Origin of the sequence: Chitinophaga filiformis, from assembly GCF_021646545.1 — a bacterium.
Lineage (GTDB): Bacteria > Bacteroidota > Bacteroidia > Chitinophagales > Chitinophagaceae > Chitinophaga > Chitinophaga filiformis_A.
Map to the genome: position 1 here is coordinate 25117 of NZ_JAKIRP010000025.1, position 19028 is coordinate 44144.

Annotated in this window: 26 protein-coding genes; 16 read left to right on the plus strand and 10 right to left on the minus strand. The window is 46.8% G+C overall.

Going from position 1 to position 19028, the window contains the following annotated elements:
- Nucleotides 1-59: 59 nt before the first annotated feature.
- From L3C95_RS33440 to L3C95_RS33450, 3 genes are read right to left on the minus strand one after another with little or no spacing between them, the layout of a single operon-like run.
- Nucleotides 60-464, minus strand: coding sequence for a hypothetical protein (locus L3C95_RS33440; RefSeq protein ID WP_236395017.1), 405 nt, complete (start codon nt 462-464; stop codon nt 60-62).
- Nucleotides 465-521: 57 nt separating this feature from the next.
- Nucleotides 522-917, minus strand: coding sequence for a multiprotein-bridging factor 1 family protein (locus L3C95_RS33445; RefSeq protein ID WP_236395018.1), 396 nt, complete (start codon nt 915-917; stop codon nt 522-524).
- A gap of 10 nt (nt 918-927) precedes the next feature.
- Complete coding sequence (locus L3C95_RS33450; protein ID WP_236395019.1) at nt 928-1413, minus strand: hypothetical protein; 486 nt, start codon at nt 1411-1413, stop codon at nt 928-930.
- Nucleotides 1414-1656: 243 nt separating this feature from the next.
- Between L3C95_RS33450 and L3C95_RS33455 the strand changes: the two genes are divergently transcribed.
- The 7 genes from L3C95_RS33455 (at nt 1657) to L3C95_RS33485 (ending at nt 6140) form a co-directional block, all read left to right on the plus strand.
- Nucleotides 1657-2373 carry a pirin family protein gene (locus L3C95_RS33455; protein ID WP_236395020.1) on the plus strand — a complete coding sequence of 239 codons (717 nt, stop codon included), beginning with the start codon at nt 1657-1659 and terminating at the stop codon, nt 2371-2373.
- Between the two features lie 72 nt (nt 2374-2445).
- Nucleotides 2446-3024, plus strand: a complete 579-nt coding sequence (locus L3C95_RS33460) for a nitroreductase family protein (protein WP_236395021.1) — start codon at nt 2446-2448, stop codon at nt 3022-3024.
- A 10-nt stretch (nt 3025-3034) separates the two neighbouring features.
- The gene (locus L3C95_RS33465; RefSeq protein WP_236395022.1) at nt 3035-3346 is read left to right on the plus strand and encodes a hypothetical protein; all 312 of its coding nucleotides are present in this window, start codon (nt 3035-3037) and stop codon (nt 3344-3346) included.
- Nucleotides 3347-3373: 27 nt separating this feature from the next.
- Nucleotides 3374-4234: a pirin family protein gene (locus L3C95_RS33470; RefSeq protein ID WP_236395023.1), complete on the plus strand. Its 861-nt coding sequence runs from the start codon at nt 3374-3376 to the stop codon at nt 4232-4234.
- 17 nt (nt 4235-4251) lie between these two features.
- Nucleotides 4252-5184 carry a ring-cleaving dioxygenase gene (locus L3C95_RS33475; protein ID WP_236395024.1) on the plus strand — a complete coding sequence of 311 codons (933 nt, stop codon included), beginning with the start codon at nt 4252-4254 and terminating at the stop codon, nt 5182-5184.
- A gap of 12 nt (nt 5185-5196) precedes the next feature.
- A complete protein-coding gene (locus L3C95_RS33480) occupies nt 5197-5502 on the plus strand; it encodes a GNAT family N-acetyltransferase (protein WP_236395025.1) in 306 nt (101 codons plus the stop codon).
- A 17-nt stretch (nt 5503-5519) separates the two neighbouring features.
- Nucleotides 5520-6140 (plus strand): alpha/beta hydrolase, encoded by a 621-nt coding sequence (locus L3C95_RS33485; RefSeq protein WP_236395026.1) that lies wholly within the window; start codon nt 5520-5522, stop codon nt 6138-6140.
- 248 nt (nt 6141-6388) lie between these two features.
- Here the strand turns inward: L3C95_RS33485 and L3C95_RS33490 are convergent, their stop codons facing one another.
- Nucleotides 6389-6970, minus strand: a complete 582-nt coding sequence (locus L3C95_RS33490; RefSeq protein WP_236395027.1) for a Crp/Fnr family transcriptional regulator — start codon at nt 6968-6970, stop codon at nt 6389-6391.
- 118 nt (nt 6971-7088) lie between these two features.
- Between L3C95_RS33490 and L3C95_RS33495 the strand changes: the two genes are divergently transcribed.
- The 8 genes from L3C95_RS33495 to L3C95_RS33525 all read left to right on the plus strand — a co-directional run bounded on the left by L3C95_RS33495 (nt 7089) and on the right by L3C95_RS33525 (nt 15451).
- Nucleotides 7089-9542, plus strand: a complete 2454-nt coding sequence (locus L3C95_RS33495; RefSeq protein WP_236395028.1) for an MG2 domain-containing protein — start codon at nt 7089-7091, stop codon at nt 9540-9542.
- A gap of 117 nt (nt 9543-9659) precedes the next feature.
- Nucleotides 9660-10829: an MFS transporter gene (locus tag L3C95_RS33500; protein ID WP_236395029.1), complete on the plus strand. Its 1170-nt coding sequence runs from the start codon at nt 9660-9662 to the stop codon at nt 10827-10829.
- A 2-nt stretch (nt 10830-10831) separates the two neighbouring features.
- Nucleotides 10832-11497, plus strand: a complete 666-nt coding sequence (locus L3C95_RS33505; RefSeq protein ID WP_236395030.1) for an HAD-IA family hydrolase — start codon at nt 10832-10834, stop codon at nt 11495-11497.
- Nucleotides 11498-11598: 101 nt separating this feature from the next.
- The gene (locus L3C95_RS35320; protein ID WP_410683906.1) at nt 11599-11970 is read left to right on the plus strand and encodes a four-helix bundle copper-binding protein; all 372 of its coding nucleotides are present in this window, start codon (nt 11599-11601) and stop codon (nt 11968-11970) included.
- Between the two features lie 69 nt (nt 11971-12039).
- A complete protein-coding gene (locus tag L3C95_RS33510) occupies nt 12040-13485 on the plus strand; it encodes a PQQ-dependent sugar dehydrogenase (protein WP_236395031.1) in 1446 nt (481 codons plus the stop codon).
- 4 nt (nt 13486-13489) lie between these two features.
- On the plus strand, nt 13490-13831 hold the full coding sequence (locus tag L3C95_RS33515) for a c-type cytochrome (protein WP_236395032.1): 342 nt from the start codon (nt 13490-13492) through the stop codon (nt 13829-13831).
- A gap of 245 nt (nt 13832-14076) precedes the next feature.
- A complete protein-coding gene (locus L3C95_RS33520) occupies nt 14077-14772 on the plus strand; it encodes a DUF421 domain-containing protein (protein WP_236395033.1) in 696 nt (231 codons plus the stop codon).
- 1 nt (nt 14773) lies between these two features.
- A complete protein-coding gene (locus L3C95_RS33525; protein WP_236395034.1) occupies nt 14774-15451 on the plus strand; it encodes a YetF domain-containing protein in 678 nt (225 codons plus the stop codon).
- A gap of 121 nt (nt 15452-15572) precedes the next feature.
- Here the strand turns inward: L3C95_RS33525 and L3C95_RS33530 are convergent, their stop codons facing one another.
- Complete coding sequence (locus L3C95_RS33530) at nt 15573-15812, minus strand: hypothetical protein (protein WP_236395035.1); 240 nt, start codon at nt 15810-15812, stop codon at nt 15573-15575.
- Between the two features lie 115 nt (nt 15813-15927).
- Between L3C95_RS33530 and L3C95_RS33535 the strand changes: the two genes are divergently transcribed.
- On the plus strand, nt 15928-16536 hold the full coding sequence (locus L3C95_RS33535) for a DUF4142 domain-containing protein (protein ID WP_236395036.1): 609 nt from the start codon (nt 15928-15930) through the stop codon (nt 16534-16536).
- Here L3C95_RS33535 and L3C95_RS33540 read toward each other — a convergent pair whose 3' ends face one another.
- Genes L3C95_RS33540 through L3C95_RS33560 form a run of 5 tightly spaced genes read right to left on the minus strand, consistent with a single transcriptional unit; the run spans nt 16537 to nt 19026 of the window.
- A complete protein-coding gene (locus L3C95_RS33540) occupies nt 16537-16926 on the minus strand; it encodes a DUF6766 family protein (protein WP_236395037.1) in 390 nt (129 codons plus the stop codon).
- Between the two features lie 20 nt (nt 16927-16946).
- The gene (locus L3C95_RS33545) at nt 16947-17903 is read right to left on the minus strand and encodes a TIGR03885 family FMN-dependent LLM class oxidoreductase (protein WP_236395038.1); all 957 of its coding nucleotides are present in this window, start codon (nt 17901-17903) and stop codon (nt 16947-16949) included.
- Between the two features lie 41 nt (nt 17904-17944).
- On the minus strand, nt 17945-18196 hold the full coding sequence (locus L3C95_RS33550; protein WP_236395039.1) for a hypothetical protein: 252 nt from the start codon (nt 18194-18196) through the stop codon (nt 17945-17947).
- A gap of 39 nt (nt 18197-18235) precedes the next feature.
- Nucleotides 18236-18775 (minus strand): 4'-phosphopantetheinyl transferase superfamily protein, encoded by a 540-nt coding sequence (locus tag L3C95_RS33555; RefSeq protein ID WP_236395040.1) that lies wholly within the window; start codon nt 18773-18775, stop codon nt 18236-18238.
- Nucleotides 18772-19026, minus strand: a complete 255-nt coding sequence (locus L3C95_RS33560) for an acyl carrier protein (RefSeq protein WP_236395041.1) — start codon at nt 19024-19026, stop codon at nt 18772-18774. Before L3C95_RS33560 ends, L3C95_RS33555 begins: the two co-directional genes overlap by 4 nt.
- Between the last annotated feature and the right edge of the window lie 2 nt (nt 19027-19028).

The window sequence follows — 19028 nt, forward strand, 5'->3', positions numbered from 1 at the left end:
ACCAGTGAAGGCTGGGCAATGATGAAAATTATGAGGGAGGATGTTTATGGTCAGGAGTATTACTCGCCCGGCAACAACGGAAGGATGCAATCCTGCAGGTAAGAGCCCCTCAGCTGACTGTAAAGGATACCGCGCGTAATACCGGTGGCTGTCCTGGAAACGGCCCGCCCGATGTCGGGACTTATCAGGTATTCACCGTTTGTCTGTCGCGTCAGCACTCCTTCAAATGAAGAAATACCAAAACCACATGCCACGGTTGCGCTGGCAAGAGGAGGCGTATTGCCTGATTGTCTTACTGTTACAGTGGTAAATACGATTACCAGTTGTTTGTCAGCATTTATCTTTTGTTCCTGCTGAACATTGAACTCATAAACAGCCTGATTTTCCTTATTTCCGGTCGATGGCTCCGGTGCAAGGGAAAACGAAAGCAGTTCAATGCCATGTAAGTGAAAGGTGGTTTCCAATTTGAATTTATTTATCTAAGAAAACTGCCTGTTCTCAGGCGTTAACAGGGGACGGCTTTAATTGGCTATTTTGTGCAATGGCTCGCGGATAGCACCCCTTAGAGAAGAAGGAGCTACCGGAACCGTAACATTGACATTCAGCGACAGCTGTGTGTCTGTCATGTCAGTGTCCAGCAACCTGATACCCAATACCCGCTGAATATCTACTAATGTATCCATGGTGAAATTGTGGGTACCACTCAACCATTTAGATACCAGGGACGGGCTCTTTAAATGGAGCTCTCTGGCCAGATCGAGGCTTTTCCACCCTTTGGCTTTGAGGCCTGCGTGAATTTTAGCAGCCATTTTCATTTTGTGATCTGTCTGGTCTTGCTCAGCGGGACTGATATGACTCAGTAAATTGTCTACCAGCTTGCTGGTATAGTTAGTGTTGGTTGCATCAAAGTTTTCCATCATTCTGTTTTTAACGTATAAGTAATAAGTCGCCTTCCAGTTTTAACCGGTTGAGGGATATCTTTAAAGCATTGTCCTTTAGCCGGGTACGGATTATTTTCGAATAATGCATCATCTCATTCACTTCACGGGTTAGTTTGGGATCATCCTGCCAGGCCCGGACTTTTTTGGGGCCTCCACCGCCGACAATGACTATCTGCTCACTCAAACGTATGCAATACAAGCGCAGATGCTTATCAGGAATGTCGTAGAGTGCACAAACCTGGTCGTCCCATTCGAGCCCCTCATCCAGCTTGAAATAAGTACTGACGGCCCCTGTTACATTGCCAATACTTTTAAGCCTACCCATGATACTCAGCAGATCCTGAAAGAACTCTTTTTGATATTCCATGACAAACCGGTCTAAAAAAGCATACTGACTTTCTTCAGTGATAATGCTGTAAACCGAAGCTTTCTTACCTGACAGATTAGTCAGGTAAACTAATTTTGATTTCACTTAAAGATGAACTTTTACGAAGTTAACAATATAAAATCACTTAAAAGTGATTTATTCACAATTATTTTTTACCTAAAAGTAAATTACAACATATATCGGTAATTTTATCATCATGGTACTCATACATTTTCGTTTTCTTCACCTTCCTGCTAAACCCGATGATGCGCTTTTCTTAAGGTAGGTTAATGAATTACTCCCCTTTTCCGGCGTATATTTGTTGCAACATATAAATACAATCTGATCATGGCAAAAAAGATATTACATAAGGCAGCAACACGTGGACATGCAGACCACGGATGGTTAGACAGCCATCATACCTTCAGTTTTGCCAACTACTACAATCCTGAAAGGATGCAGTTTGGTGCCCTGCGGGTATTGAATGACGATATAGTAGCTGGTGGAAGAGGTTTTGATGCTCATCCTCATGATAATATGGAAATCATCAGTATTCCCCTGGCAGGCGCCCTGGAACACAAGGATAACCTGGGTAACACGGTGATCACCAAAGCAGGCGAGATACAGGTAATGAGCACAGGCACCGGCGTGTTTCACAGTGAATACAACGCCAATACCGATATCCCCGCTCACTTCCTGCAGATCTGGTTGTTCCCCAACCAGTTGAACGTCACGCCAAGATATGACCAGGTAACAATAGATATTGATAAGGCCAACCACCTGCAACAGCTGATCTCCCCTGATCCAAACGGTGCAGGTACCTGGCTGTACCAGGACGCCTGGTTCCACATGGGACGTTTTGACAAGGGCGGCGAGACCAGCTACGATGTCAAAAAAACGGGCAATGGCGTGTATTTCTTTGTTATAAAAGGAAAGTTCACCATCAACGGACAGGAGCTGGACAATAGTGACGGTTACGGAGTGGAAGGTACCAGTCACTTTACCATCCTTTCCCAGGAAGAAGACGCCCGCTTACTGGTGATAGATGTACCATTATTCAGTTGAATTTGACAACTTATTGCTGAGAAAGCATGCGTTGTTACATATACCTTTGTTTAACGTAAACATTTAAATCATATGTCTCCTATTAAGATTGCCAACACACAGAATGAAGTAATAGATCTGATCAGAAACAGGTGGAGCCCCCGCTCATTTTCCAATAAAGACCTGAACACGGCAACAGTTGAGACCATCCTTGAAGCTGGATCATGGGCGCCAAGCGCAAACAATTCACAGCCCTGGCGTTTTATATATGCATTGCGTGGTACTCCCGGTTTTGAAAAGCTGCTTTCAACGCTGGCTCCCGGCAATGTACCCTGGGCAAAAAATGCAGCTGCACTGGTAGCCTCCATAGGCATCCGTGAACTGCCTGATACCCAGCAGAAAAATCATTATTACATGCATGATGTTGGCATGGCTACTTCTTTTATGCTCTTACAGGCTTTAAATATGGATGTATACGGACATGTGATGGGTGGATTCAACAAACAACATGCGGCGGAACTGCTTGGTTTATCACCCAATGAAGAATCAGTATCTATGATGGCACTGGGATATATAGATGACGCAGAAAAATTGGATGAGCCTTACAAAACAAGGGAACTAACTCCCAGAAGCCGTAATCCGATAGCTGCGATTGCTGCCCACCTGGACTAAATCATACAATATGGAACCAACGCAACTGCGTATACTCGCTATAGGTAGAAATGCCGAGATCATGACGGTGATGCAAAGATTGCTCAATGCTCCCGACAACTGGACGGGTCTGACCGTTACCACAGACGAAGCTGCCAAAGCAGCTTTTGAAAAAGAAACGTTTGATATTGTGCTGATCTGTGCCGGTGTCAGTCCTGAAGAAGAAGCAGCGCTGAAAGCCTGGTTTAAACAGCATTCCCCAGCCGTTATTGTCAAAAGACATTATGGCGGAGGCAGCGGCTTACTGAAAAATGAAATATTACACGCACTGGAGAACAGATAAAGCTCCGGCATTATAATAAGACCTGGTATGAAAAAGAACATTGCACACATCCTTGCGGGAAGAGCAAAGAACATCACCCCCACACAGACGGTGTTACAGCCGTTGCCACATGCAGACTTCCGTTTCGCCAATCCGTTCATAGTCCTGCATCATGGAGGCCCGGACACTGTACCTGCAGGATCGGATGACAGGATACATCCTCATCCGCACAGGGGCTTCGCTCCCGTTACCTTCCAGTTACAGGGACAGGCGCATCATAAAGACACTGCAGGCAACGATCAGTTACTGAATGCAGGTGACGCACAATGGATGTTTGCAGGGAAAGCTATCCTCCACAGTGAAGGGCCTTCAGCTCAGATGCATAAAGATGGCGGCATATCAGAGATCTTACAATTGTGGGTGAATGTACCTGCTGCGCATAAATGGGATGAGCCCCGCTACCAGTTTGTGCGGAAAGAGGACATGCCCCGAATAATTGAACAGGACGGTGTCAACCTCCGCCTCGTAAGCGGACAATTCGATGGTAAAACAGGGCCGGTGAACATTTCCTTTACACCGGTTATTTCCGCCGTAGGTGAAATTGCAGATGGTAAGGAAGTAGAGTTCAACGTGACAGAAGACTACTGGACCCTCTTGTATGTTGCACACGGCCGGGTAACCATAGACGATATCACGCCGGTACCCGAACACTCCCTGATCGTCTTCAAAAGAGAAGGCACTACTTTCTCTGTAGCTGCCAATGAAGACAGCCAGGTACTTTTCCTCTCAGCTGAAGTAATTGACGAACCGGTAGCAGCCAAAGACAATTTCGTCATGAACACCATGGCCGAAGTAGACCAGGCAATGGAGGATTACAAGAATGGCGCCTTCGGCACATTAGCTTACTAAACATTAAAAACTATTTTATGGAAGATAAAATCTTAGGCCTTCATCACATTACGGCCATCGCAGACAATGCTAAAAGAAACCTTCAGTTTTATACAGAAACCTTAGGTCTTCGCTTCGTGAAGAAGACTGTAAACTTCGACGATCCCGGTACCTATCATTTCTATTTCGGCGATGAACATGGTACTCCGGGCTCTATTCTGACCTTCTTCCCATGGGAAGGCATAGGCCGCGGTCGTACCGGAACAGGTATGGCTACAGAGATCGGTTATTCCGTACCTGCCGGCAGCCTGGATTTCTGGGCAGAACGCTTTGCAGCGCTTAACGTTACCCACGGCCCTGTGGCTGAAAGGTTTGGCGAGCTGTATCTCCCCTTCGAAGATCCTGATGGTTTGAAACTGAACCTGATCGTACCTAAAACTGCTGACAACCGCCAGGCTTGGGAAACTACAGAAGTAAAAGCTGCCCATGCTACCAAAGGGTTTCACAGCGTTGTGCTGAACCTGAGAAGCATAGGCCCTACCGCCAGCATCCTGACAGATGTATTAGGTTATAAATTCCTGGAACAGGAAGGCGACCGTCACCGCTTCATTACTGATGCCATTCCGGAAGCATCTATTGTAGACCTGATAGAATCTCCCAAAGAGTCTGCCGGCAAAGGTGGCGGTGGTACCAACCACCACGTGGCCTTCCGTGTGGCAAATGACGAGATCCTCATGAATTTCAGGGAAAAAGTGGCTAAGAAAGGGCTCAATATTACACCGAAGATCAACCGTGACTATTTCTTCTCCCTTTATTTCAGGGAACCAGGTGGCGTGCTGTTTGAACTGGCTACCGACAATCCCGGTTTTACTGTAGACGAACCACTGGATCAGCTGGGACAACACCTTAAACTGCCGGTACAGTATGAATCCATGCGCGCCGACATCGAAAAAGTATTACCTGCACTCTAATAGCAACCATACATGGACGAAGTAGTAATCAGGCTCAATGCCAAAAACCACGGTGCTTTCTACCTGATGCACGAAGGAGAACAGACCGGCGAAATGATCATCAGCATTGCTGATAATGTACTCACAGCGTATCACACAGAAATAGATCCAAAGTCTGAAGGCAAAGGTCTTGCAAGGGTACTCCTGAATGGAATGGTGGCTTATGCCCGTGAACATCAGCTGAAGGTAAAGCCACTATGTGCTTATGTGCATGCACAATTTAAGCGCCATCCGGAGGAGTTTGCCGACGTCTGGCTGAAACAGGAGGCAGAGCAATGACCACACAAACACAATTTATGCATAGCAAGAAGATAATAACAGCAGGGAAAAAGACGACAGAAGCTAAGAAGGCGCTGATTATGATCCATGGTCGGGGAGGGAGTGCGGAAGATATCCTCACCCTCTCCAGCTACCTGGAGGTCAAAGATTATGCACTGATAGGCCCACAGGCTACCGGCGGCACCTGGTACCCTTACTCATTCCTCATGCCTCCGGCACAGAATGAGCCCTGGCTCTCGTCTGCCCTCTCTGTGCTGAAAGAAATAGTAGCAGATGTGGTGGCAGATGGCATCTCCCACGAAAACATCTATTTCCTGGGATTCTCACAGGGAGCCTGCCTCACCCTGGAATTTGTTACCCGCAATGCGGACAAATACGGCGGAGTGGTGGCATTTACCGGAGGATTGATCGGCGATAAGATCTATCCGGAGAACTATAAGGGCAATTTCGGAAATACGCCCGTATTCATCGGTACCAGCAATCCCGATCCTCATGTGCCGGTAGAACGTGTAAAGACGAGCGAAAAGATCCTGAAGGAAATGGGGGCTGATATTCAGGTCAATATCTATAATAATATGGGTCACACCATCAGCCAGGAAGAGATTGACCTGGCTAATCAACTGGTGTTCAGTAAGTAATATTACAACACCGGCTGTAAACACCTTGTCTGGCTATATACATGGAACTGCAGATGCCAGGGATGTTTTTTTAATCTATTGATTGTGGTAATTGAACATGGCTTTGGGATTTTAAGTAATTAAGTTTACACTATCCCGAAGCCTTCGTGTTTTACAAACAGCGGTAGAGCAACTCCACCTAATCTTCGCGCTTCGCCGTCCCTTGTCCGTCCCTTCTCCGTCAATACGAGACGCTTAAAAAATATACCTCAATGCTTCCTGTACATGGTACTCCTCACCTTACTCAGGAATTCGGGCGACACCCCGATATACCTGGCTATATGATGCTGAGGGATGCGCTGTACAATGGCCGGATACTTCTCTATAAAGGCCAGGTACCGCTCCTCGGCCGTCTGGGAAATGGAGGCATATATCCTTTGCTGCAACACTGCGGCTGTGCGTTGTAGCAGCATACGGAAAACCCGCTCAAACTTAGGCACCTTTTCGTAAAGCGTTTTCTTGTCTTCAAAAGAGATCGTCAGCAGCTCACAATCCTCCAGCGTTTCTATGTTCTGCCGGGATGGCTGCTGCTCGTAAAAACTGGCTATATCCGCTACCCACCAGTCCTCCACAGCGAAAGTCAGGTTTGTTTCCACGCCCTGCTTATCCACATAAAAGGTACGCACACATCCTTTAAGTATATATGCTTCATAATCACATATTTCTCCCTCTTTCAGGAGAAAACTCTTTTTCTTTACCTTCCTGAACTGCAGGAGCGAATGGAAAATCTCCAGTTCCTCCGGGGTAAGCTGTATATACTTTGCAACGAATTGGTCAATTGGGCCGAACATAGTAAATTGATGGGCGGTTGTCTTAAATTTTGCTTAAAAGCTTACTTTCAACCGCAATAATAAGCAAAGCACGTATCTTTTGATAGTAAATTAGATAAGTATTAATAAATCGTCCCGCATGGAATTTTCATCTCTTAAAAAGTATCCCCGGCTGAAATGGCTCATCCCTGTCCTTTCAGCGGGCATGCTGACAGCATTCTCCCTGGTGCCGGCCGACGACTGGCAGGATAAGGTTACAAACGCTCTGGCTATTTTCGGCAAACGCTTCCCGCAGGAAAAGGTATACCTGCATTTTGACAAAGACCTCTATGCCTCTGGTGAAACGATCTGGTTTAAGGCATATATCATGATACAGAACCAGCCCTCCCTCACAGCCTCTAACCTGTATGTGGAGCTGCTGGACAAAGATGGCAACGTCGTAATGAAAAAACGCCTGCCTGCAGCCGGTGCTGCGGCAGCGGGCGACTTTGAACTACCTGAAACACTGAAAACCGGCCAGTACCAGATAAGGGCCTATACCGCCTGGATGCTAAACTATGATCCGGAATTCCTGTTTTATAAGAACATTGAGATCTTTGACCCGGCCAAAAAGAATACGCTCCCTTCCCGGGACACAGCCATAGCACGTGACTTTGCCGTGCAGTTCTTCCCCGAAGGCGGTTATATGCTGCAAAATGCCGCCGGTGTGGTAGCCTTCAAAGCCATTGACCAGAACGGGTATCCGATCGCCGTTGCAGGTACAGTGCAAAACAGTAAGAAAGAGACTGTTGCAGAGATCAAGACCGTACACGATGGTATGGGTACCTTCGAACTGACACCCGCTGCCGGTGAAAGCTACAAGGCTATTGTGAGAGTCGCTACCGGGCAGCAGAAAGAAATAACACTCCCGGAAACGCAGACACAGGGCGCTGCGCTGAAAGTCTATAACCGCGGCAGCCGTATATTCTACCAGGCCAGTCTTGCCAATCCTGATGATTCCGCCTACTACCGTATGATGGTGATTGCCCAGGTGCAGAACCAGATGGTATATAAAGCAGTGCTGGATGCCAGCGAAGGCAGGATCAGCGGGTTTATTCCCACACAGTCCCTTCCCTCCGGTATCATACAGCTAACGCTGTTCAGCGATAAAGGTCAGCCGCTCTCTGAAAGACTCGCATTTGTCAGGAAGGCGGACCAGATCGATATCAGCTTCATGAATGCGGAAATAAGCACGAACCCCAGAGGTAAGAGCTCTATCGAACTGTTTGCGCCGGACAGTGTGCAGACCAGCATGTCTATCTCTATTACGGACGCTGACCAGGTGCTGAAAGATCCGGATGAGCATAACATCATTTCCAATATGCTGCTCACCTCCGATCTGAAAGGCTACATCTATAATCCTGCCTGGTATTTTAAAGACACTACGAGAGACAAGCTCCAGGCACTTGACCTGGTGATGCTGACCAATGGATGGAGAAGATTCAGCTGGCAGAAGATCCTCAACAATGACATGCCGAAGATCAGGTTCCCGTATGAACAGGGCATGTCCCTGAAAGGAACGGCTGTGACCAATACCGGCCGTTATCCGCTGGTAGGAGGTAAAGTGGATTTCATCTTCAAACAACCGCTGGATAGCAGTACTTCTTTTGCCTCGGTGCCGACCAACGATAAAGGTGAATTTGAAGTACCCAATCTCCAGTTCATGGATACCGTATTGGTATTCTTCCAGGGCAATGACAAACAAAAAAGGTGGAAAGATGTACAGGTTACCTTCGAGCCTCACTTCTTCGATAAATCACCCCAGGTGGCACTCCCCTATCCTATGCGGGTACCGGAAGGCCTGGACAATGCAGCTATGACCCGTTTCCTGAACACGGCCAGTGAAAGCAATAAGGTGAACCGCTCCATGAGCAATAAGACGGTTTACCTGAAAGAGGTAAACATCCGCGACAAAAAGATCACCCCTCAGCAGACTACAGAGCAGCGTTATACTTCCGGTATGTTCTCTTCAGGCGATGGTTATACCTTCGACCTGACAAAGGAAACAGCGTACCAGACGAACGTGTTCCAGTACCTCCAGTCGAAAGTTGCCGGTTTGAACATCAGCGGCGATCTCAATAATCCAAGTATGTCATGGCGTGGTGCGAAACCCTCCCTCTACCTGAACGAGATGCCGGCAGATGTAAGCATGCTGGCCAATGTCAATATCAATGACATCGCCCTGGTGAAAGTATTCCGTCCGCCGTTCATGGGCGGCTTCGGTGGCGGCGCTGGTGGTGCTATTGCGGTATACACCAAAAAAGGTGGTGATAACAAAGGCGACGAAACGATCCGTGGCTTCGAGCGTATGAAGAAAGCGGGATATAGCCTGGTGAAGGAATTCTATTCTCCGGATTATGCGGTAAAGAAAGAAGTGCATGCTTTGCCTGACAAACGCCTGACGCTCTTCTGGAGCCCTTATATTACGGTAGACTCTATCACCCATGCCTCCACCATCCATTTCTATAACAATGACTTCTCCAAACATTTCCGTATTGTGGTAGAAGGTATTGCTGCAGATGGCCGTGTAGGACGGGCGGAACAGGTATACTAAGACTCAATCTCAGTTAGACAATACTGATTAAATAATTAGGAATTGGGCATAGCATTGGGAAGTATTCTTCCTGATTCTACACACTCAATTCCTAATTATTTTTAGCTTTGAGCTCTTATGAGCAAACCAAGATCTGCGCGTATAGCAACAGCGGTATTCTTTTTCATCTCCGGCTTCAGTTTCTCCAGCTGGGCATCCAGAATTCCGGACATCCAACGCCGGCTTGACCTGAATAAGGCAGAGTTGGGCTTCTTTCTCCTGGCTTTACCTACCGGATTGGTACTCACCCTTCCCATTACCGGTTACCTCTTACAACGATACAGCAGCCGGAATATCATGATGATAGGCGTATTGGTATTCAACCTCATGCTCAGTTTGATTGGGGTTGTTACGCTGCCATGGCAGCTGGGTCTGGTGCTTTTTTGCTTTGGTTCTTCCCGGAATCTGATGAATATTTCCGTAAATGCCCAATCTGTTGCTGTCCAGGCGTTGTATAACCGATCAATAATTACTACTTTTCATGGCGTATGGAGCCTGGCTGGTTTTGCAGCGGCGGCACTCGGAGCTATTATGGTGGATTTCAGGATGGCGCCTTCCCGGCATTTCTTTTTTGTATCCCTGGCTATGACCATTATGGCGATGCTTGCCTTTCGCGACACTCCTCACCTGCCTCCATCCCGGGAGGCCAATACCAAACGTTTTATATGGCCTGACAGGCATTTGCTGAAATATGGGTTGATATCATTTGCGGTGATGGCTTGTGAGGGTACTATGTACGACTGGAGCAATATTTACTTTCAGGAAGCGGTGCATCCGCCGGAAAAACTGATCGCTGCCGGATATGTTATCTACATGATCGCTATGACTACCGGGCGGTTTACCGGCGACAGTGTTGTAAACAGGTTGGGGGTTCCCGCAATGATCAAGTATAGCGGCATCCTCGTTCTCTGCGGATTTATGGTATCTGCACTGGTGCCTTATACAATATCCACCAGTATCGGCTTTATGATGATAGGGTTTGGCGTGTCCTGTGTAGTACCGTTGGTATTACGCATGGCTACGCAAACAACCAGCATGGGTAGCGGGCCTGCAATAGCAGCAGTATCTACCGTAGGATATATGGGCTTCCTGATAGTACCGCCATTAATAGGTTTTATAGCAGAAGCAGCAGGATTGCGCTGGGCTTTTGCCTTAATGGCCATGTTCGGCTTACTGATCACAGTTTTGATCTTACAAATAAAGGAATCGGCACAAACAACGACGATAAAAGAAAGTATAAAAGCATAAGTATGAAAAAGCCAGGATGTATCATTTTTGATTGTGACGGAGTATTGGTAGACAGTGAGGTTATTGGTGTAAAGGTGCTGCTTGACATGGCATCCGAGTATGGCGTTACCATGGACCTTCAGGAGGCCGTGGAGGAATTTAGCGGTATCCGCCTGAAGGAAGGCATCAAGATGCTGCAACAGAAAGCCAGCAGCCCTTTTCCCGAAGACTTCGAACAGGCTTTCCGCGCCCGCTCATATGAGATATTCAAAACAGAGATGCGTCCGGTAAATGGCATTAAAGAGATCCTCGACAGCCTGACTATTCCGTTTTGCGTAGCATCCAGCGGACCAGTGGAGAAGATGAAACTGAACCTGACCGTTACAGGACTGATCTCTTACTTTGAAGAAGGCAACAGGATATTCAGTGGTTACGAGATCAACAGCTGGAAACCAGACCCTGGTATTTTCCTGCATGCGGCGAATGTAATGGGCTTTTCGCCAGCGGAATGTGTGGTGATCGAAGATAGCAAAGCGGGAGTTATTGCCGCACATAGAGGAGGCTTCCGGGTATTTGGATATGCAAAGCCCTTTAACGGCGAAGAGCTCAGAAAAGAAGGCGCTACCGTTTTCTACGCTATGAAAGAACTTCCATCCCTTCTTGCCCTCAATGATATTATCAGCCTTTAACACTTCATTATCTTTCTAACTTTTAACCGACCGGCTTACAGGCATATAGATTGATATACTGACCAGAGGATTTTTCTTTTAGTCAACGTAACTGTATTTGTATGAGTCGTAAAGAACTAAAAATTTGTGCAGAAGCTTGTGTATCCTGTTCGTTGGAATGCAGTTACTGTGTTACCGCACTGCTTAAGAGCCAGCATGCTGAAAAACTAAAAAATTGTACTGCCATATTGCTTGAGTGCATTGCTATCTGTAAAGCTACAGTAGCTGTAGCAACCCTGGATGGCGTTTTCAGCGAGCAGCAGTGCCGGCTGTGCATAGATGTATGTAATAAATGCGCCGAAATATGTGAGGCACATATGCAATGGGAGTCGGAACATTGCAGAGCATGTGCAGACGCATGCAGACGTTGTGCTGACATTTGTGAGGAATCATTCAGTGCAATCGGAAAACCAGTGTTAACCAATAATGCATAGCGTACTTCGTGGCAACAAACACACTGCTATGGAATAATCTTTGGATTCACCTTATCTCAATACATCTATATGGGAAGAAGCCTGTTTTTGTTCTTAAGCGGGTTACTGCTTACGGCCAGCCTAAACAGCTGCTATAGTACGCGTGCTTCGAAAGGCGGAGGACAGACCAAAGCCCCACCCGTCCGGAAAATTGATGTGACTGATATTGTGTTGCCTGCCGGTTACCGCATTGAGCTCGTCGCACAGGGACTCACTTTCCCAACGGCGATGACTTTTGATGAAAAAGGCAGCCCTTATGTGATCGAATCAGGATATTCTTATGGAGAAGTGTGGACACACCCCCGGTTGCTGCGGATAGATAAAGGCAACCTGACGCCTGTTGCTACTGGTGAAAAGAATGGTCCATGGACAGGTGTTACCTGGCATAATGGTCAATTCTACGTTTCAGAAGGAGGACAGATGAGCGGAGGTAAGATATTAAAGATCTCACCTGAAGGTAAAATCACTGCCATCGCAGAGGGCTTGCCAGGCATGGCTGATCATCATACAAACGGGCCTGTCATCAAAGACAATTACATCTATTTTGGTGTGGGAACGGCGACTAATTCAGGGGTTGTAGGTCCTGACAATGCCGAGTTTGGCTGGCTGAAAAGACATCCGGACCTGCATGATATTCCCTGCGGAGATATCATACTCACCGGCGCCAATTTCGAAAGTGACAATCCTCTGTCAGGCAACACAGGAAAAGCCATTACAGGCCCATATAAGGCGTTTAATACTGCCGCTAAGGACAATGAGGTAGTGAAGGGAACCGTTCCCTGTACCGGCGCAATATTGCGCGTACCACTGGCCGGAGGGAAGCCCGAACTGGTAGCATGGGGACTCAGAAATCCATACGCCCTGGCACTCGATCAGAAAGAGCGGCTGTTTGCCACGGAGAACGGCGCGGATGACAGAGGCAGCAGACCGCTCTGGGGATGCGGAGATGTGTTGTGGGAAATAAAGCCCGGGGCCTGGTATGGGTGGCCCGACTACGCCGAAGGTAAACCTGTAAACTATTTTAAAGCGCCTGGTGGACCTGAGCTTCATCCCGTGCTGAAGCAGCAGCCAGGTACGGTTCCGAAACCCGTAGCTGTGCTGGCGGTACATTCTTCTTCCAACGGACTTGACTTTTCACGGAACAGCGATTTCGGGTTTACAGGAGAAGCTTTTATCGCCCAGTTCGGGGATATGGCCCCGAATGTAGGAAAAGTATTAAAGCCAGTCGGTTTCAAAGTAGTCAGAGTAAATACAGAAAGTGGTGTAGTTGAAACGTTTGCAGTCAATAAAGGCAGAAACAATGGCCCTGCCAGCCGGCTGGGCAACGGTGGTCTTGAACGTCCTGTTTCGGTTAAGTTCAGTCCCGACGGCAAAAGTCTCTATATAGTAGACTTCGGCATACTTAAAATGATCGATGGCGCAACGATACCCCAACCCAATACGGGCGTCATATGGAAGGTCTCAATCAATCAGTAAAGAGATGAAATCACGTATCATTTATATCGTATTACTGCTTATCGTGCTTGCCTGTACGCCCCGGCGTATGCCATTAACCTCAACTGAACGAACACGCGAAGAAAAGGTGAACAACGGACATCAGAAGTATATGCAGTATTGCCAGAAATGTCATCCTGCCGGAGAAGCGGGCCTGGGGCCTGCACTAAGCAATAATCCCGCGCCTGGCTTTATTAAGCGATTTCAGGTCAGGCACGGATTGGGAGTGATGCCGGCTTTTAAAGACGATGTTATCAGCAAAGAAGATGTTAAAGACATCATGCGTTATCTGCGCACGGTTAAACATGACCCGAAGTTACCAGGATAACAGATTGTTTTCATTGTTAAAAAGTAAATCAGTTGTTATGTCTCAATCATCCAATGTTACCACAGATCATGAAACCATAAAGAAATGGGTTGAAGAAAGAAACGGGAAACAGACGGCGAAATCAGCTATTTCAACAAACTTGTAAGCAGGCACGAGAAACAATGATCACAATTTCTACTGTGTATCGTCTGAAGAATGCTCCCGCACAGTTGCGGGAGCTTTTTATGATGAAAATCGTTACCATTATGGATACACAATCAATACAGTTTAACGACTGGCAAAGAATACTTTTCGGAAACGCACCTCCCATCTTTCTTCTTGAAGTACTGATCAGGGCATTATTTACCTATGCTGTTTTACTCGTTGTTATCCGCTTGCTGGGAAAGAGAATGAGCGGTCAGCTCACCATTACCGAGATGGCGGTTATGCTGACGCTTGGTGCGATCATCTCTGTGCCGATGCAGATGCCAGAGCGGGGCATATTACATGGCGTCGTGATGTTGTTCTTCGTACTCGCCTTTCAACGGGGGCTCACCTGGTTCATTTTTAAAAGTCACAGGGTAGAAGCGTTAACACAGGGACATATGATCACCCTTGTAAAAGATGGCATCCTGCAATTGCATGAACTGGCAAAAGTGAACATGTCGCGTGAGCAACTCTTTGCTATACTGCGAAGCGAAGGTATTGCTCACCTGGGGCAAGTGAAGCGTGTATACCAGGAGGCTAACGGGAGTTTCAGTATCTATAGGAACGAGCCCTCCGCTCCCGGTTATAGCATTCTTCCACAGATGGACCATCAACTGCAGCAGGAGGTACAACAACCTGTGGAAGGCAACCTTCATGCATGCAGGAACTGCGGTAATGTGAGTAAAGGAAACGTACAGGAAGCCTGCTCAGCGTGCGGGCATCTGGATTGGGAAAACGCTGTTCAACAAAAGTGAAATGGAAAAGTCAGAAATTTTTATCACCGATATAGGACGTATCCTGTCAGGCGACACACCCGCAGGATTTTTTATCGAGATCATTATCAGGGGAATTATTGTTTACCTTATCCTGATGGGCGCTTTACGGCTAATGGGCAAACGTATGGCAACAAGGCTTAACAGAAATGAGCTGGCCGCCATATCTACACTGGCAGCTGCTGTCGGTATTCCCCTGTTCTCGCCTGACAGAGGTGTGTTGCCCGGCATTATTATAGGCGGTATCGTTGTGCTGGTACAACGTCTCATCGCTTATCTCGGCCGGAAGAATGAACGCTTTGAACGGCTCTCACAGGGCAAAATCAGTACGTTGATCCACAATGGTTGCCTGCAGATGGATGAGATGAAGAAAACACGCGTTAGCAGGGAACAGCTGTTCGCGCAACTCAGGACCAATAAGGTGATACATCTGGGAGAGGTAAAACGTGTTTTCATGGAGGCCAATGGTGCATTCACAATTGTCCGGAACGTGGAGAAACAACCCGGTCTGACCGTATTGCCCACATTTGACAAGGAATTCATCGGAGAACAAGATACCACAAAGACAATCGTTTGCAATTATTGTGGAGACACCGCATCTCCCGGTCAACCCAGTTGTCGTAACTGTGGTTGGCAGGAAACAACTAATGCCGTTATGTAAATCCGTGTACACAACGAAACACTCCATGTAAATACTTCCCCCGGTAACTATAAAAAATGTCTGGATACTGACGGACAACATGTCCCTGTATCCAGACATTTCTTTTTTCCTGCGGCTTTTATCAGTCATGCCCCTCCACCTTAACAATTTTGTTGTAAATACCCATCAGCAGAAATGGAGCAGCCCATTGCCCAATGAACAAACTGATGTGCTTCTGCCGCAGGCATTGCAATGCCAGAGAGACTCCCATAGCTCCCACTGCTGCCCATAAATAAACATCCGAAGGTAGTTTTGACGTTTGTTCTTCTATTGCCTTCGCAACTGGTCCTTCTTCATGACCCTGATTAAGTATAGAATTCATACTACATGTTTTTTAGTGATACAATCTGATTCATTACTCTATTTACAGCCATAAAACTATGCCAGTAGCTGGGTGGTATTTTTTTTGTCATTCTTTTTACTATAATTCATGTCTTATGAAAAGAATACACTTAACATTGATCATGTCTGCCATACTCATCTACGGTTGCGGAGGTGATGGTACCAAAAGCAGGGAAGAAGCAAGCAAAGACAGCACTAAAGCCATGGCAGAGAGCATGGATCACGTCAGTAATGCGGCCGTTAATTTTGCTACTGCTGTCGCCGCCGGTAATATGAAAGAAATAGCACTGGGAAAACTGGCGCTTAAAAACGCCAATCATGGCCGCCTGAAGGTGTTTGCACAGAAGATGATAACCGCGCACGAAAACGCAAATAAAGACCTGCAAACAGCCTGTTATACCGCCGGCGTTACTCTTCCATCAGGACTTGCAACAGAAGACCAGGAAGAAGTGGATAAAATGGCCGGCAAAGACGGAAAAGACTTTGACAGGGACTACATCAAAAAAATGGTCAGCGAGCATCAGAAAATGATGGAAAGACTCGATGCTGCTGCGGCTAATATGAAAGACGTTTCGTTGCAGAATTATGCAAAGAAAACACTACCCATAGTAAAAGCACATCTTGCCGAGGCAAGAAATATCCTCGAAGATGTGCGTAAAGAATACGACCCTACCCAATTTGACGATGTGGAGTCTTATCAGTGATCACTTGTCAGGATATTTCTGCTTCCATTGCGCCAATAGTTGCTCTGCATTGTCAGGATCAAGCCTGCGGATGATAAAATCCAGCTTCTCTTCCTTCCGGTCATCGCCTTCCTTTGACTGTGGAGATCCGGTGTACCACAAGAATGCGAGACCAGCCACCTGCCATATCAGTTGCAGGAACTCTGACTGCCAGTTCTCCATCGTATCCCGCATCATTTCCATGATGTAATCACTCGTGAGGACAGGCTGTCCATGCTGTGCCTGTTCTTCAACAAATACCTGCCAGCCAAAATACCAATGCAGCACCACTGAAACAATAAAAAATAACAACGTGATCCATACATAGCCTTTCCTTTTGAAGATGGAATACTTCTGTGTACCTGTAGCCATAACACTTCTTTTTAGGGTTATTAAATATGAGGTAATACGTTCTCTCCAAAATCTTTGATAAAAACATCCTGTTGCCGGTTAACATTATGAAGTATGATACGGTCGATACCCATCCGAACATACTGCCTGATCATCGTGATACACTTTTCAGGATCGGCCGTGATGACCATTTTATCCATAAGATCCTCGCGTCTCACATAGTCGCCAATGCTATCAAACTGTGTGGGTTGGCCCAGATCGTTTAGTACTTCGGTAGCAAATAGATTTGTACGCCATTGTTCAAAGGCGGCATCCAGCGCCTCCGCTTCCGACCTGGCGTAAGAGAATGCGATCTGTACGTAAACAGGTTTACCTGCTCCACCATTGTCCCGGAAAGCGTTGATGATCTGTTGTAACTGTTCCTCTTCCCCACCTACGGTAATCAATCCATCGGCCCATGTTCCCGCCCATCCTGCTGTTGGCGCTGATAACGCTGCTGCCATTAACGGCGGTACAACCGATGGCAATGAGTACAATTTCGCATCCCTCACTCTCACGAGACCATTGTGCGTTACCCTTTCACCCTGTAACAGACGGCGCATCACCTGTACACATTCCAGCAGTCGTGCATTCCTTTCCTCCTTCTGTGGCCAGACATCACCGGTGATATTTTCATTCAGCGCTTCGCCGCTACCCAGCTCTACGGAGAACCTTCCGGGAAACATTTCTGCGAGTGTTGCAACTGCCTGCGCAACAATAGCCGGATGATATCTTTGTCCCGGTGCACACACCACACTGAAAGGCACTGTGGTTGCCTGCATGGCTGCTCCTATCCATGCAAAGGAAAAGCCACTCTGCCCCTGTCGCTCGCTCCAGGGATGAAAATGATCCGATGAGTGGATAGCCTGAAATCCTGCCTGCTCTGCAGCTATGGCATACCGCAGCAATGCAGAAGGCGGATGTTGTTCGTGCGATGCGTGATAAGCAATAACTGACATACAATTATCATTACCATCTCCGTACCAAACTCACCATATGATCATGTAGCCTTGCCTTTCAGCTCCCAATGATCTTTAATACGGTTACCTTCACGATCATATTTCAGGGTACGTGCATAACGTTCTCCGCGCACATTACCTTTGTCCGTTCTTTTCCCAATAAACAACAGTATCGGATTCCCTGCCTCATCCGTTTTAAAAGAGAGATCATAACCTTTGAACGCCATATCAACCATAGAGGAAGGGACATATTGCTGTGACAGTTTTTTTACAAGTGCCTCACTGAGCTTCATATGTAAATCTTTACATTACCTTGTTCAAAAACTACACCCTTAAAAAATGACTTTCTTTTGTACCCAGCCTACGTAATTTCCATGATGACTAATAGAAACAGGTACCGGGGAATAAGTGCAGCAATTCACGAGATAGGGTACGCCATCCTGGTTTTTCATCAGGCATTTATCTGAAAAGAGATGTACGGGTAAACTACTTCCTGTGTAGATCTCGAAATGATCGAGGAAGATGTTGTGAGAGACTGCCACGGTGTGAATACAACTATCGTGGCGATAACTGATAAATGGATAATCGCGGGCTTCATACGATACACTGCCACAGGCGGTGCCTTCTTTATTGCCTGACAATGTACAGCTGAACTTTGCGGGGTTATATGTTCTTACATTCGTAAGGCGGTTAACGATCTTGTAGGCAGCTTCTTTACAGCTCCAGAGCAGCCAAACCATATCTGATGGCATGGAAGCCTGACAGATCATGTCCTGCTCGGCAGCTGTAAAGATCTTGCTGAGGTATCCTTTTCTTTGCCAGTTGCTTTCCTGGCGTGCAAGATGGAGATCTATGACGTCGTTGCCGATCATTGTGCGCCTAATTTGGCTTCAATTATCTCTATTGCAGATTTTACATTGAGCATACGCTCCATTGATTCGTTGTCGATCACAATATTGAATTGTTCTTCCACATCCAGCACCACATCTACCAGGTTGGCAGAGTTGATCTTAAGATCATTGACGAAATCTGTGTTCTCATTGATGTTCAGCAAGGCCTCCTGATTCTTCGCATAGGGTGTTACAATTTCCTTTAGTTGTTTAATCAGCGTTTCTCTATCCATTG

Excerpts from the sequence above, each read along its gene's own strand:
- L3C95_RS33445 (WP_236395018.1), bottom strand. The coding sequence starts at position 917 with ATGGAAAACTTTGATGCAACCAACACTAACTATACCAGCAAGCTGGTA.
- L3C95_RS33455 (WP_236395020.1), top strand. The coding sequence starts at position 1,657 with ATGGCAAAAAAGATATTACATAAGGCAGCAACACGTGGACATGCAGAC.
- L3C95_RS33460 (WP_236395021.1), top strand. The coding sequence starts at position 2,446 with ATGTCTCCTATTAAGATTGCCAACACACAGAATGAAGTAATAGATCTG.
- L3C95_RS33465 (WP_236395022.1), top strand. The coding sequence starts at position 3,035 with ATGGAACCAACGCAACTGCGTATACTCGCTATAGGTAGAAATGCCGAG.
- L3C95_RS33470 (WP_236395023.1), top strand. The coding sequence starts at position 3,374 with ATGAAAAAGAACATTGCACACATCCTTGCGGGAAGAGCAAAGAACATC.
- L3C95_RS33475 (WP_236395024.1), top strand. The coding sequence starts at position 4,252 with ATGGAAGATAAAATCTTAGGCCTTCATCACATTACGGCCATCGCAGAC.
- L3C95_RS33480 (WP_236395025.1), top strand. The coding sequence starts at position 5,197 with ATGGACGAAGTAGTAATCAGGCTCAATGCCAAAAACCACGGTGCTTTC.
- L3C95_RS33485 (WP_236395026.1), top strand. The coding sequence starts at position 5,520 with ATGCATAGCAAGAAGATAATAACAGCAGGGAAAAAGACGACAGAAGCT.
- L3C95_RS33490 (WP_236395027.1), bottom strand. The coding sequence starts at position 6,970 with ATGTTCGGCCCAATTGACCAATTCGTTGCAAAGTATATACAGCTTACC.
- L3C95_RS33495 (WP_236395028.1), top strand. The coding sequence starts at position 7,089 with ATGGAATTTTCATCTCTTAAAAAGTATCCCCGGCTGAAATGGCTCATC.
- L3C95_RS33500 (WP_236395029.1), top strand. The coding sequence starts at position 9,660 with ATGAGCAAACCAAGATCTGCGCGTATAGCAACAGCGGTATTCTTTTTC.
- L3C95_RS33505 (WP_236395030.1), top strand. The coding sequence starts at position 10,832 with ATGAAAAAGCCAGGATGTATCATTTTTGATTGTGACGGAGTATTGGTA.
- L3C95_RS35320 (WP_410683906.1), top strand. The coding sequence starts at position 11,599 with ATGAGTCGTAAAGAACTAAAAATTTGTGCAGAAGCTTGTGTATCCTGT.
- L3C95_RS33510 (WP_236395031.1), top strand. The coding sequence starts at position 12,040 with ATGGGAAGAAGCCTGTTTTTGTTCTTAAGCGGGTTACTGCTTACGGCC.
- L3C95_RS33515 (WP_236395032.1), top strand. The coding sequence starts at position 13,490 with ATGAAATCACGTATCATTTATATCGTATTACTGCTTATCGTGCTTGCC.
- L3C95_RS33520 (WP_236395033.1), top strand. The coding sequence starts at position 14,077 with ATGGATACACAATCAATACAGTTTAACGACTGGCAAAGAATACTTTTC.
- L3C95_RS33525 (WP_236395034.1), top strand. The coding sequence starts at position 14,774 with ATGGAAAAGTCAGAAATTTTTATCACCGATATAGGACGTATCCTGTCA.
- L3C95_RS33530 (WP_236395035.1), bottom strand. The coding sequence starts at position 15,812 with ATGAATTCTATACTTAATCAGGGTCATGAAGAAGGACCAGTTGCGAAG.
- L3C95_RS33535 (WP_236395036.1), top strand. The coding sequence starts at position 15,928 with ATGAAAAGAATACACTTAACATTGATCATGTCTGCCATACTCATCTAC.
- L3C95_RS33540 (WP_236395037.1), bottom strand. The coding sequence starts at position 16,926 with ATGGCTACAGGTACACAGAAGTATTCCATCTTCAAAAGGAAAGGCTAT.
- L3C95_RS33545 (WP_236395038.1), bottom strand. The coding sequence starts at position 17,903 with ATGTCAGTTATTGCTTATCACGCATCGCACGAACAACATCCGCCTTCT.
- L3C95_RS33550 (WP_236395039.1), bottom strand. The coding sequence starts at position 18,196 with ATGAAGCTCAGTGAGGCACTTGTAAAAAAACTGTCACAGCAATATGTC.
- L3C95_RS33555 (WP_236395040.1), bottom strand. The coding sequence starts at position 18,775 with ATGATCGGCAACGACGTCATAGATCTCCATCTTGCACGCCAGGAAAGC.
- L3C95_RS33560 (WP_236395041.1), bottom strand. The coding sequence starts at position 19,026 with ATGGATAGAGAAACGCTGATTAAACAACTAAAGGAAATTGTAACACCC.